12 protein-coding genes are annotated in these 13696 nt (G+C 42.6%); 3 read left to right on the forward strand and 9 right to left on the reverse strand.

What is annotated here, in order from left to right; translation table 11 throughout:
- The first annotated feature begins 10 nt into the window (after positions 1 to 10).
- On the forward strand, positions 11 to 1504 hold the full coding sequence (locus JZY04_RS11655; protein WP_122142881.1) for a DUF4270 domain-containing protein: 1494 nt from the start codon (positions 11 to 13) through the stop codon (positions 1502 to 1504).
- A gap of 217 nt (positions 1505 to 1721) precedes the next feature.
- On the opposite strand, the gene JZY04_RS11660 is transcribed toward JZY04_RS11655, so the two are convergent.
- Genes JZY04_RS11660 through JZY04_RS11670 form a run of 3 tightly spaced genes read right to left on the reverse strand, consistent with a single transcriptional unit; the run spans position 1722 to position 6352 of the window.
- Entirely contained in the window at positions 1722 to 3110 is a 1389-nt protein-coding gene (locus JZY04_RS11660) for a glycoside hydrolase family 57 protein (RefSeq protein ID WP_022012383.1), read from the reverse strand.
- A gap of 12 nt (positions 3111 to 3122) precedes the next feature.
- The gene (locus JZY04_RS11665; protein ID WP_005775735.1) at positions 3123 to 4397 is read right to left on the reverse strand and encodes a glycosyltransferase family 4 protein; all 1275 of its coding nucleotides are present in this window, start codon (positions 4395 to 4397) and stop codon (positions 3123 to 3125) included.
- A gap of 14 nt (positions 4398 to 4411) precedes the next feature.
- Positions 4412 to 6352, reverse strand: a complete 1941-nt coding sequence (locus tag JZY04_RS11670) for a glycogen debranching enzyme N-terminal domain-containing protein (RefSeq protein WP_005775734.1) — start codon at positions 6350 to 6352, stop codon at positions 4412 to 4414.
- Positions 6353 to 6522: 170 nt separating this feature from the next.
- Here JZY04_RS11670 and JZY04_RS11675 point away from each other — a divergent pair, with 170 nt between their 5' ends.
- Positions 6523 to 7215 (forward strand): rhomboid family intramembrane serine protease, encoded by a 693-nt coding sequence (locus tag JZY04_RS11675; protein WP_122142882.1) that lies wholly within the window; start codon positions 6523 to 6525, stop codon positions 7213 to 7215.
- Positions 7216 to 7257: 42 nt separating this feature from the next.
- On the opposite strand, the gene JZY04_RS11680 is transcribed toward JZY04_RS11675, so the two are convergent.
- Positions 7258 to 7854 (reverse strand): MarC family protein, encoded by a 597-nt coding sequence (locus tag JZY04_RS11680; RefSeq protein WP_005775732.1) that lies wholly within the window; start codon positions 7852 to 7854, stop codon positions 7258 to 7260.
- Positions 7855 to 7969: 115 nt separating this feature from the next.
- Here JZY04_RS11680 and JZY04_RS11685 point away from each other — a divergent pair, with 115 nt between their 5' ends.
- Entirely contained in the window at positions 7970 to 8713 is a 744-nt protein-coding gene (locus tag JZY04_RS11685) for a Crp/Fnr family transcriptional regulator (RefSeq protein ID WP_005810071.1), read from the forward strand.
- Positions 8714 to 8735: 22 nt separating this feature from the next.
- Here the strand turns inward: JZY04_RS11685 and JZY04_RS11690 are convergent, their stop codons facing one another.
- The 5 genes from JZY04_RS11690 to JZY04_RS11710 form a co-directional block, all read right to left on the reverse strand.
- The gene (locus tag JZY04_RS11690; protein ID WP_122142883.1) at positions 8736 to 9179 is read right to left on the reverse strand and encodes an STN domain-containing protein; all 444 of its coding nucleotides are present in this window, start codon (positions 9177 to 9179) and stop codon (positions 8736 to 8738) included.
- 192 nt (positions 9180 to 9371) lie between these two features.
- Complete coding sequence (locus tag JZY04_RS11695) at positions 9372 to 10478, reverse strand: FecR family protein (RefSeq protein WP_005810076.1); 1107 nt, start codon at positions 10476 to 10478, stop codon at positions 9372 to 9374.
- Positions 10479 to 10587: 109 nt separating this feature from the next.
- Positions 10588 to 11172, reverse strand: a complete 585-nt coding sequence (locus JZY04_RS11700; protein ID WP_005810078.1) for an RNA polymerase sigma factor — start codon at positions 11170 to 11172, stop codon at positions 10588 to 10590.
- A gap of 25 nt (positions 11173 to 11197) precedes the next feature.
- Positions 11198 to 12433 carry a PLP-dependent transferase gene (locus JZY04_RS11705; RefSeq protein WP_022012381.1) on the reverse strand — a complete coding sequence of 412 codons (1236 nt, stop codon included), beginning with the start codon at positions 12431 to 12433 and terminating at the stop codon, positions 11198 to 11200.
- Positions 12434 to 12464: 31 nt separating this feature from the next.
- Positions 12465 to 13649, reverse strand: a complete 1185-nt coding sequence (locus JZY04_RS11710; RefSeq protein ID WP_122142884.1) for a MalY/PatB family protein — start codon at positions 13647 to 13649, stop codon at positions 12465 to 12467.
- Between the last annotated feature and the right edge of the window lie 47 nt (positions 13650 to 13696).

The following is a 13696-nucleotide window of genomic DNA, read 5'->3' on the forward strand; positions in this document are numbered from 1 at the left end:
TACGACGATCATGAAAGCAAAATATGTATGGGTAGCACTGCTTGCCTTGACTTTCTTCGGGTGTGATGATAATACAGGTACTCTCGGACTGGGAATGCTTCCGGAAAGCGACCAAAATATCAACGGAAGATACACCACTTACGAAGTAAGTACAAATTCTATTTTATCGGGTCCTGTTTATGCAAAAACCAGCGTAGGTTATGTCGGTAAATTCACCGATAAGGAGTTCGGAGATTACGAAGCCAGTTTCCTCGCACAATTGAATAGTCCGGATGGGATTTCCTTTCCCTCGGTTTACGATCCGGAAACCAATCCCAAAGGTGTTATGGCAGGAGACTCTATCCACACTGCTGAATTGATATTGTACTATCAAAGCTATTTTGGCGATTCTATAAGCCCGTGCCGTATGACTGTGTACGAACTGGACAAAAACCTAACCCAGAATTATTATACAAACATAAACCCATTGGAATATTATAATCCGAACAACTTACTTGCGCGGAAAGCCTACACTGCGGTCGATCAATCACTCAGTGATTCCATCAGAAAAACTGAGAATTTTTATCCCAATGTCCGTCTGACGTCTGAGGAGATTACTAATTTAGGTAAAAAGATTTATCGATTAAACAGAAATCATCCTGAATATTTCAAAAGTTCGGAAGCTTTTATCAACAATGTGTTCAAAGGTATTTATGCCAAAAATGATTATGGTAACGGAACAGTTCTTTATGTTGACCAAATCAACCTGAATGTCGTGATCAGGTGTCACGAAAAAGACAGCGTAGGAAACAACCTGAAGAAAAAAGACGGTACGGATTCTCTGTACTACACAACCCGTACTTTCGCTACAACCAAGGAAGTTATTCAAGCTAACAGTTTCAGTACTTCTCAAGAAAAGTTACAAAAGTTTATTGACGAGCATCCGGACTGTACTTATCTGAAATCTCCGGCCGGCATTTTCACTCAAGCTACATTGCCGATCAATAAGATTTATGAAGAATTAAGTAATGACACCATTAATGCAGTGAAGTTGACTTTCAATAGCTATAATCAAGTAGATAATGGGCAATTCAGCATGCAAGCACCTACATATGTGCTGTTATTGCGTGAAAAAGAACGGCAAAGTTTCTTTGAGGAGAATAAACTTACAGATAATATCACTTCTTATCTGGCGGTACACAATGCAACAATTAACAGTAAACCTACAACCAATCAGTATGTGTTTACCAATCTGACTCGTCTGATCAACACTTGTGTCAACGAAAAGCTGGAGGCCAAGAAAAAAGCTGGGGCCAGTTGGAATGAAGCTGCTTGGGAAGCTGAAAACCCGGATTGGAACAAAGTAGTACTCATTCCGGTACTTGTACAGTATGACAGTTCTTCCAACAAGAACATGATCAGTATTCAGCACGATTTACAACCGGGATATGTAAAACTGGAAGGTGGCCAGAATGGTCCAAAACTGAAGTTAGAAGTGACATACACCAACTTCAACGGTAAATAATAACAAGAGATTTTCATTATATAATCAGGGCGGTGTGAATAGTTTCCCTTTACACCGCCCTGATTGTTTTCTATACGCCCCCTTCCTTTTCATTAATTCTGAGATGAGACAAAAATCTAATCATCAAATGCCTTTCTATACTAAAAAAGGGTGGAGAATGTAAATCCTCCGCCCTCTCTATTTGAAAAGCTTTCGCTAAAGCAAACTTGCACTATATTCAGTCTTCTTTCTTTGCAGCTGTCTTCTTTGTTGCAGGTTTCTTTGCTGCTGCCTTTTTAGGAGCAGTAGCTTTGGGTTCCGCTTTTGCTTTGGTAGCTTTTGCTGCCTTTGCTTCCAGTTTATCAACCTCCTTATGCAACTCGGCAATTTCTTCTCCCTGATTCTTGATCGTTGTCAACAATGAATTCAACTCTTCATTGTCAATATCTTCAGGATAGAGAGAATTTACACGCTTAATGAAATCACCCAAAATATTCATATAGTTGGTAAACGCATCATAAGGAGAATCATAAATACCACGATTCAACCCTACACCGGTATTCTTGGTAGTCATAAAGCGGAAGTTATTGCTGGCCTGCAGATAATCCCAATCTTGCTTGATACGGCGATCATCACAGAGATGTACACGCTCGGCCACACTATATAACTTATTGAAAGCTTCACGCTGCAGGACATTACCCAACCAGCTGCTGGTATCTCTTTCTTCATCCACCCATGACATCGGATATGGTACGTCCAATTGAGAAACTGATTTCAATTTTGAAACAATCTCCGATGGGGTAGAGAAAGTAATTCCTTTTTCTTTTGCACAATACGGAAGGGCTTTCAGGAATTCCAAGATATTGGATGATAACGGCTGAGCCAGCCCCAGTGCCTTCAGTTCCATAAAGATATTGATAACTTGTTCTTCTTGCGGCAAAGCATCGATCCAACCAATATATTTATCAGCGAATAACGGATACTCGCTCCAATCGGAATTAGAGAAGCGCAGGCTGATATCATCAGACAACTTAAAATCTCTCAACAGCAGTTTCAGGCTGGGAGCCTGATTGCAATGGTATACATAATGCGGGCTCTTCCAACCCAATATGTGTTTAGCGCCTTCAGTCAGCATACCTTTGAAACCCATGCTTGCTACCGTAGCTCCTATTTCATCCGAATAGATCAGACTGGAATTGCGGAACACTTTCGGTGCTTTACCAAACATCTGTTTCATCTTGTCGCTCTGACGCATCACTTCTTCACGGAAACAGTCTTCATTGGCCAATGATGATAATCCATGGGAATATGGCTCGGCCAAAAATTCGCAGCAGCCTGTATCGTTTAATACATGTAACAAGTCAATTACAGCAGGTGCATGAATTTCGAGTTGTTCCAATGCTACTCCCGAAATAGAAAGAGCTACTTTAAAGGCCCCCCCGGAATTCTTCACCATTTCAATCAATGCATTGAGAGCCGGAATATAAGAACGTTCGGCAACCTCATTTATACCTGTCTCATTGGCATAATCATCATAATAGTAATGATCGGCACCAATGTCGAAGAAGCGGTAACGTTTCAGATGAATAATTTGATGTATCTCAAAATAAAGACAGATTGTTCTCATATCTATATTGTTTTATTGTTTTCCATAATTTTTTATAACCTCGTCGTAGATGCCGCGAACTTTGTAGCCTACATTCTCCCACTTAATTTCATCCACCTCTTTCTTACCTTCATCACGGAGATACTCGTACATAGCCGGATAGGTACAGATAGAATAGATAGCATCCGCCATAGCATGTATGTCCCAGTAATCGGTCTTAATACACTTTTCCAGAATCTCGGCACAACCGGATTGTTTGGAAATGATGCTTGGCACACTACACTGCATGGCCTCTAACGGAGAGATACCAAAAGGTTCGGATACCGAAGGCATAATGTATACATCACTGGCTTTTAGTACCTCGTATACTTGTTTTCCTTTCATAAATCCCGGGAAGTGGAAACGGTCCGCAATCCCCCTTTCAGCAGCCAGACGAATCATCTGATCCATCATATCACCGCTACCGGCCATCACAAAACGTACATTCCGCGTACGCTTCAACACCATTGCAGCTGCCTCCACAAAATATTCCGGTCCTTTCTGCATCGTGATACGTCCCAAAAAAGTGACAACCTTTTCTTTCGGATTCTTATTGGGTACAATATCTTGTATCTCTTGTGATAAAGGAGAGACTGCATTATGCACTGTCGACACTTTCTTCGGGTCTTGAAAGTATTTATGAATCACTGTCTGACGAGTCAGTTCACTCACACACATGATGTGATCGGCGTGATCCATACCATTTTTTTCGATGGCATATACAGTTGGATTCACATTGCCACGACTACGGTCGAAATCGGTAGCATGTACATGAATCACCAATGGTTTACCCGATACCTGTTTTGCATGTATTCCTGCCGGATAAGTTAACCAGTCATGTGAGTGGATGATTTCAAACTCCTGCTGGCGTGCTATTACTCCTGCCACAATCGAGTAGTTATTGATTTCTTCGTGCAGGTTATCCGGATAACGCCCAGAGAACTCAATACATCCCAGATCGTTTGCATTCAGATAATTGAAATCAGCATAAATATGATCGCGCAGGTCAAAATATAACTGGGGATCCATGTACGAACCGACACGTCCTTTCACATAATCCCAATCTACATTCCTCCACACAATCGGTGTACTATTCATACCGATTATTCTCAGGAAACTTTGGTCTTCATCCCCCCAAGGTTTGGGAATACAGAACGTAATCTCCATATCCTCTTGTTGAGACATCCCTTTCGTCAAACCATAGCTGGCAGTTCCTAAACCTCCTAAGATATGCGGGGGGAACTCCCATCCAAACATTAAAACTTTCATCTTCGTCCCTCCTCCTATAAATTATATTTAGACAACAGCTTCAAGATACGCAAAATCTCTGCCACATTCATTGCAAACGATACCGCTCCTCTACCTTTGAAAGGCGGGTTTCCATCAAACAACTCAGGCAGTGAACCAACGCAATGGCTGGTCATCTCGTCTTCAAAGCCGATTAACTGGCGTTCTACAAACGAGATACCGCTCATCTTATAGATTCGCAAATAAGCCTCCATGTAGAACCCCATCAACCACGGCCAAGCCGTACCTTGATGATAAGCATAGTCTCTCTGGATCTGAGGACCCACATAATTCGGATTATATCCGCCGCTCTTCGGACTCAATGTTCGGAGTCCCTTCGGAGTAAGTAATTCCTTCGTCACAATATCGAGTACCTGTTTTTTCTGTACCCGATCAAGAGGAGAATAATCGAAGGCAACCGTAAATATCATGTTGGGACGTACGCTCCAGTCCATCATATTTCCGTCTACATAATCCAACAGATATCCATATTCATTGCGGAATACTTCCACAAACGATTTTCCAGTTACTTCAGCCTGTGCATCCAGCGAGTCGGCCAACAGTCCGTTACCACCCTCGCGAACTAAATCGGCAATAAACCGCAAAGCATTATACCACAAAGCATTTATCTCTACAATATAACCCGTGCGTGGAATAACCGGACGCCCGTTAACCGTGGAGTTCATCCATGTGATCGCCCTATCTGCACCATTGGCATAAAGCAACCCGTTTTCGTGCAGGAACAGATTATCATGTTTACGCTGACGAATAAAATCAATGATTTCTTCTAACAAAGAACCATATTTGGCACGACATTGTTCACGACTTGTCTCCTTTGCATATTGCTGCAAGGCCCATACAGCCCACAACAATACATCCGGATCATCCATCTCGTATATCTTACAGCCAATCGATTCACCTTTAATATAGTTACCAATCGCTTTACGGGCTGTCTCCATCACATCTTCAAATTCATCTGTCTCGTCCACAGCAAGCGTCAATCCCGGCAAAGCCACGAACATATCGCGGGCACGGCATTTAAACCAGGGATATCCGGCCAGAATATAATGGTCATCTTCCTGCTTATTATGGAATTGATGGGCAGAATTCTTCAGGCAGTGATAGAAGCTATCACGCGGCGTACGGTCGGCCACTTCCGCATCAAAAGTTTGCTTTAGCCGACGTGGAGAAATTTCTGAAATACCGGCAGAGAAAATAATACTCTCTCCTTTCTTTATATCAACTTCGAAATATCCGGGAACATAAAGGTCTTCATTGAAGTCATATCCTCTCTCTTGTTCTTTCGGATATTCAATTCCTCTATACCAATTCGGATCAAAGTGGAATTCATTCTTCTTATTCAATTGCATGAACAGTTCCGGATATCCGGGATACATACAAGTTTTAATGCCGTTCTCTACCAATTGATAGTCACGGCTCGCCTGCGAATTCTCGTGTGTATATTCGCGTACACTACGGAAAGCGAGGAACGGGCGGAAGCGAAGAGTGGTAGCAGAGTGTGCATCGACCAAGGTGTAACGGATCAGGATCCGATTCTCATGATGTACAAAGATTTTTTCTTTACGAAGTATGACTCCTCCCACACGGTAAGTTGTTGCCGGAATATGTTCGCAGTCAAACTCACGGATATACTTATGTCCATTCGGACTAAAGTGATTTCCTTGATACTTATGCAATCCCAGGTTAAACTCCGCACCGTGTTGAATTACCGTTTCATCCAAAGAAGACAGCAGCACATGATTTTCATCGTCCAGATTGGGTACGGGAATCACCAGCAATCCATGATATTTGCGTGTGTTACAATCTACAATCGTTGTACAATGATAAGCTCCTGATTTATTCGTCCGGAGAATCTCCCTTGGTAAAGATTCCTCAAGATTTATCATCAGAGTCTTGTCAAAATGTAAATAACTCATAGTTGTGCATTATTTAAAGGTTAATTATTTCGGTTATCATAGTATATAATATAAGTATGATGCCCAAAAATACGAATTAAAGGTAAAAAACAAAATAAAAAGGAACTTTATTTTTTATTTTCAAGGCAAATATTCGTAGCATTGTATAAAATTTAAAGAAATATGCCAATATGAAGTCAGATGTTCGACGAATCCTGATAGCGATGGTGCTTCCTATGTTCCTAATTTTTATCCTTTATACAATAAAAGTTTTAGAGGTGGGCATGGACTGGGACTTTACCAGATTAGGAGTATACCCATTGTCAAAAAAAGGGATGTTTGGTATTTTCGCGCATCCTCTTATACACAGTGGCTTCAAACATTTACTGGCCAACACTTTACCTCTATTCTTCCTTTCATGGTGTCTTTTTTACTTTTACAGGAGCATTGCACCTCTGATTTTTTTTATCATCTGGATAGGATGCGGAACCATCACGTTCCTTATCGGTAAGCCCGGTTGGCATATCGGGGCCAGCGGCATTATTTACGGTTTGGCTTTTTTTCTTTTCTTCAGCGGACTCTTACGAAAATATATCCCCCTGATCGCGATCTCTCTTTTAGTAACCTTCCTCTACGGTGGACTGGTGTGGAATATGCTTCCTTATTTCGCACCATCGGGTACTTCGTGGGAGGGTCATCTGAGTGGAGCTGTCACCGGTACCATCTGTGCCCTTGCTTTTATGAATCATGGTCCACAAAAGCCTGAACCATTCGCAAATGAAGATGAAGAGGAGGAGGTTGCCAATGAAGCAAATGAAACCGATAACGACGAAATCAATAGCGACGAAACGGACCAAAAAGACACAGAGTGTGAAAAAGAATAGTTTTTCACCTCGTTTTCTACAATAGATTAATGGGGATACCTATTACTTCTGTAATGCAGCAATCAATAATGTGATATTGGCGGTAAACAATCTGACAGAAATAGCCAACAGAATGATACCAAAGAATTTACGAATAATATAGATGCCTCCCTTGCCCAAAAAGCGTTCCACACGTCCTGTCATACTGACAACGAAATACACCCACAACATATTCAGGATCAAAGCGATCACAATATTGATACTGGCATATTCGGCCCGCAAAGAAAGCAATGTAGTAAATGCACCGGCACCTGCCAGCAGAGGGAATACCAAAGGTACAAGCGTAGCCTCTTTTATCGGTCCCTGGTTCTTAAAGATTTCCACATCCAGAATCATCTCCAAAGACATCAGGAAGATAACAAATGCTCCCGCCACGGCAAAGGACTCAATATCAACATGGAACAGTTTCAGCATAAAGTCACCGGCATAAAAAAAGCCAATCATTAATGCAAACGAAATAACGGTCGCTTTCGTGGCATTCACATCTTTTCCCTTCTCCTTCAGATTGATGATAATAGGAATAGAACCAATAATATCAATCACAGCAAAAAGCACGATAAACGCACTGACCATCTGTTGAAAATTAAAGTTTGCAAACATGACTTCCTCCTTTTTCCCGCAAATATACTTCATTTTTATGCATCTCGCAAGAGATTGTTTTAGGTAATCACTACCATCTTTAAGAAATAATAAAAAAAACAAAAAGAAGGGGAAGATGGTTTCAGTCAACCCCTATTATCGTTACATTTGCCTTCAAATTAGAAGATTACGATATATGGAAACCATGTTCGACACCTTGTTACAACTCCCCCTGTTTCAGGGACTTTGTCATGAGGATTTCACAAATATATTAGAAAAAGTAAAACTTCATTTCACCCGTCATAAAGCAGGAGAACCGTTGATAAAAAGTGGTGAAGTATGTGACCAGTTACTTTTTTTGCTAAAAGGTAAGCTTTCTTCCGTCACCGTATCGGAAGACGAGACATTGACTGTCATAGAGTATTTCGAAGCTCCTGCCGTATTGGAACCTTACTCCATGTTTGGAATGAACACCCGGTATATATCTACCTACATTCCTCATAATGAAGAAGCACAAATGGTAAGCATCAGCAAATCATTCGTTATGGGTGAACTGTTCAAATACGATATTTTCCGCCTCAACTATATGAATATCGTCAGCAATCGTGCACAGAACCTTTACACTCGTTTGTGGGATAGAGCTCCCAAGGACATTGAAGATAAAATAATACGTTTCATATTGGCCCATATCGAAAGAATGACAGGTGAAAAACTGTTTAAAGTGAAAATGGATGATCTGGCACGCATACTGGATGATACTCGCCTGAACGTATCAAAAGCCCTCAACGGATTACAGGAATTAAATCTGCTGGAACTCCACCGGAAAGAAATCCGCATACCCGACTTAGCACTCCTGACAGAGTGGAACGAAAAACGATAAAGAGTCGGTGCCAATCCCTCTATCAGTCGTTTGGTCCCACCTTTGTCATTACCCTCACACTATCCTTGCGAACAGTTGCTCTACAGGCATTGTGCTCCGACAAACGATAAACCACGATTTGCCTGTCGAGTCTCTGAAAAACGAGTCCCGATCCTTCTAAAACCTTCTCCATCACTCTTTGGATAGGTTCTTCCGAAACACAAATACTTATTTCCTTATGAATCTCGGTGTCTATATCGCAAGCCCACGCAAAGACAAAATCACTCTTTTGCTCGATTTCATCAAAAACCCGGATGATCGGCACACGTTTCAGATTAAAAGAAAATTTCCAGTCCGGCATCTTAACATCCTCTGACGATAAAGCTGCCCCATTACAGCACATAATGAAAATAAAGCCAAACAATACTCTATATTTTATTCTCTGTTTATCAATGTTTTCAGTTCTTACTATACGTTCTCTTTTCATGCTTTGTTCCAGTTGTTATAATACTAATTTCAGGCCATTGCATCCCTTCCCGGAGGGCATAACCATGCTTCCCGGCTCTGATATGTAGTCGTGTGTGTAAGTTAGAGGAAGGATATCACTCTATCCTTTTTGTGGGGGTTGTGTGTGTGCGTGTGTCATAGTGTTCAGTGTCATTCCATAGGCTCTACCATTTTATGGGTTCTCAGATATAAAAATAGTCCGCTCTTCTTTCCTGTAATCAGTAGAATACAGCAATGATATAGTCGTCAATACATTATCAATATTATCGGATAAATAGATCTTTCCCGAACATCTCTTACCGGTCAGTTGCTTCTTGTCACCGAAGTTAAACGACAGATTATAATATCGTCCTATCCGATTCAGTACATCCACCATATTGGCATCATCCAATTCCAGATAGCCTTCCTTCCAACAGGTATATCTGGAGGCACTAACTTTTCTTTTTTCACATTGCTTCCCATCGTAGAGCACTTTTTCATTTGCTTTCATGCGTATCTCAGGACCGGACTCCGGCCGAAATCCGACTATGCCGTCCACAAGTACACACGAAGGAACCGCCTCGTCTTCATAAGCCGATACATTAAATCGGGTGCCATATACCTGCACATCGAAATGTGCCGTATGCACTATGAAAGGCTTCTTGCTATCTGCGGCTACTTCGGCATACATTTCGCCTTTCAGGCTCACTTCCCTCTTCTCTCCCGAGAAATGGGTAGGAAACTTAAGAACAGAACCGGAATTCAACCAGATTTCTGTTCCGTCCTCCAGCTTCACCTTCGACCGTTTACCGTAAGGAACCACCAACTCATTGACCTCATTCTGTTCCATCCTGATCTTTTCTTGCCCGCTGTTGGGGTGGTAGACCATGGCTGATCCATCCTTACTCAAGAGCAGGTGTACATTTTGCCGGAACGAAGTTATACTGTCGCCACTTACCAGACGGATATCTTCTGATTTCAAAGGTTGCCAGACAATCTCCGCTTTTTGTTCAGTAACAGGCGTTACCGGTTCCACCCTCTCATAACGATTCAAATAAGAAATGATTCCTAATGCAATAACGATGCACACGGATATACCATAATAAGCGCCTCTCCTGATGGTTCGTTTCCGTCGCAACATGCGCAGAGAAGCATGGATCCGCTGACGAAGACGCTCATGATCATCTTTCGAGAGGCGCTCCCTGTTCATCCGAACGCTCTTGAATTTTAACCACTGGAAGAATTTCTCTTCATCTTTCAAAGGATCAATATGTCTGCTATCCCGCTTCGTTTTTTCCATTCAGAATAGGTGCTTAAAGAGTTTAATAACACTATTGTCTGCATAGAACACGAACGGGCACAGGTTTCATACCCACTTTTCCCGAATAAAATTTAAATTGGTGCCTTATTTAACCAACATTAATAGAAAGCAAGAGATAGAAGAGCACTAACGTATTATTGTGCTTCAGTTTAAGTAAGGTCCGATAGAGCAGTTTACGACAAGCAGGAACACTGATTTGCATGATCTCCGCAATTTCCTCATAGGAACATTCCTGCATATAGCGTAAATAAATAATCTCGCGTTGGCGTTCGGTCAGCACACTCAGAATTTCATCGACTTTCTGTGACACTTCCGCCTGTTCTTCCGCCGCGATCATTTCATCCTCCACGGTGATTTTGATTCTGTATGGAAGTTCATCGGTAATCTCACCGGTAAGAACCTCCGAATAGTTCCGTTTAAGTTTATAGGTGTCAATCAATTGGTTTCGCAGGGCACGCAACAAGTAAAATTTAGGATTCTGTATCTCCTGAACATCCTTCTCACGAATACATACCCTGCAAAACACGTCATGAATGGCATCCATCGCTGCCTGTTTATCAAACCCGAATCCTAAAGCATACGAAAACAAGTCGTCGACATAGTCCTTATACAGACTATCAACCGTATGTTTCGTTCTCTCTTTTTCTTCCAGGTTTTCTTTTTTTGGCAGCATTGTATAAAGTTTGTAAATGATAAATTTAGCTTTTCAGAGCCTGTATGATATCTTCCAGCAGGTCATCAGTCCGTTCCAGCCCCACCGAAAGGCGAATGGTTTTCTGACTGATGTCCATATCCCGGCGCTGCTCCTCGGTAAACGAACCGTAGATTGTGCTTGCCGGATGGATAGCTAACGTTTTATTATCAAATAAGTTCGTGGCCCTACGTATGATTCTCAACCGATTTATGAAACGAAAACATATTTCACGCGATGGAAGGTCGAACGTCAACATCGCGCCCGGAAGAGAACCAAACTGCCGGGTACTTAATTCATAAAACGGATTGGTCTCCAAGCCGGTATAATTCACCGACTCAACCTCCGGCAGTTCTTGCAAACACCGTGCCAGTTTCAAACATGTTTCCGCCTGCCGGGCAAACCGGACTTCCATTGTTTCAAGCCCGAGTGTCTGCATATAAGCTACCTGGGGAGTCATGTATGCTCCGAGATTACGATGAATCTCCCTACGGAGTTTGGCGGTAAAAGCCTCCTTCCCGGTATCTGTACTCAAAGCTGCCAACTTACCGGAATGCCCCCAATCAAAGGTGCCATAGTCAATTATCAGTCCTCCAATGCAGGTAGCACCTCCCGAAATATATTTCGTACTGGACACAATCTCAATATCGACTCCGAAATCCGCCGCACGAAACACATGGAAAGGAACCGCCGTTGTATCTGCCAGCAATGGTACTCCGGCACTATGGACAATACCGGCAAGGGCTTTCAAATCGGCCACTTCCAGCTGCGGATTGGTAATAACCTCCAGAAAAAGCGCACAAGTATTTTCATCGATCTGCCTCTCCACTTCTTCAAGGCATGTCAGGTCACAGAAACGTACTTCTACCCCAAAAGCTCCTAACGTACTTTTCAGGAATGAATAGGTATTGCCGAATAAATGCGCCGAAGTCACGATATTAGCTCCTGCACTTGCCAAAGTGATCAGAGCATTGCTGATGGCAGCCATTCCGGAATTCAACGCCGTCACGCTCAGCGCACCGGTCACAGCCTGTACACGTTGCTCGAAGTACTGCACCGTAGGGTTTGTAATTCGTGAATAAGCATGTCCGGCTGTCCGTCCACAGAAAGCAGCTTCCATCTCTTCAGCAGTTTCAAATTCATAAGCAGCAGTATGATATACCGGCATGGAAAGAGAATGATGTGCATCCTCTTTCTCAAAAGGAGTATGCAGTATTTGTGTCTCGAAACTATTTTTTTTCATCCTGAAAGTCTTTTTATATAAATTCCACAAATTATGCTATTGTGTCATGCTTCTTCCCGTATGCCTGCTTTATCTGATCCAGTGCCTGCTTCAGCACACTCCGCGGACAAGCCACGTTAAGACGCATAAATCCTTCTCCCTCTTTGCCAAACATTGCACCATCGTTCAGTGCCAGATGTGCATCATCAACAAAGAAGCTTACTAATTCTTTCTGCGACAGTCCCAGTTCGCGACAGTCCAGGAAAATCAAGTAAGAAGCCTGGGGACGAATCATCCGTATTGCAGGGATATTCGCATTCAGATACTCGTCCGTAAAATCAATATTTCCCTGAATGTATTCCAGCACCTGATCCAACCACTCCGTTCCATTACTATAAGCAGCGGCCACTCCAAGATAAGCAAACAAATGTCCTTCACTGAACTCACTGGCCTCCATATACGTCTGGAAACGACGACGAATGTCTTCATCCTCTATGATACAGTACGAACTGGCAAGTCCCGGCATATTGAAAGCTTTACTGGGCGACATAAACACGAGTGAATTCCGACGGGCTTTCTCCGATACCAACGCAAAAGTGGGATGCGTATATCCGGGCAATGTCAGGTCGGCATGGATTTCGTCCGAAATGACCAAAACCTGATTATCATAACAGATTTCCGCAATCTCAGCCAACTCTTCCCGGGTCCATACACGTCCTCCCGGATTATGCGGATTACTAAGGATCAGTATTTTGCATCCTTTCACATCGGTACGGAAACGTTCGAAATCGATCTGATACTGTCCATCTTCCAAGACCAACGGGCTATAGACCACTTCCCGATGATTATGTTCCGTTACCAGAAAAAACGGATGGTAGACAGGAGGCATCACCATCACCCGATCGCCCGGAACAGTGAAACATTGCAAAGCAAAAGCCAGTCCACGCACAATTCCCGGAGTAAATGTCAGCATCTCCCGGGTAATATTCCACCCATGGCGTTCTTTCTGCCAATTGATAATGGATGTATACCAGGCTTCGCAGGCAAAAGTGTATCCCAACACTTCATGATCCAACCGGCGACGGATAGCTTCTATCACAAAAGGTGGAGTACGGAAATCCATGTCGGCCACCCACATCGGAAGCAGGTCATTTCGTCCCCAACGTTCCGGCACTGCGTCATACTTCACCGAGTCTGTCCCCCGGCGTTCTATCACTTCATCAAAGTTATATTTCATAAGGGTTCTCTTTTTAAGTTCAGCCTGCAAATGTACAATTCATCTGT

The organism is Bacteroides sp. 11BF (assembly GCF_019633765.1).
Classification (GTDB): domain Bacteria; phylum Bacteroidota; class Bacteroidia; order Bacteroidales; family Bacteroidaceae; genus Bacteroides; species Bacteroides hominis.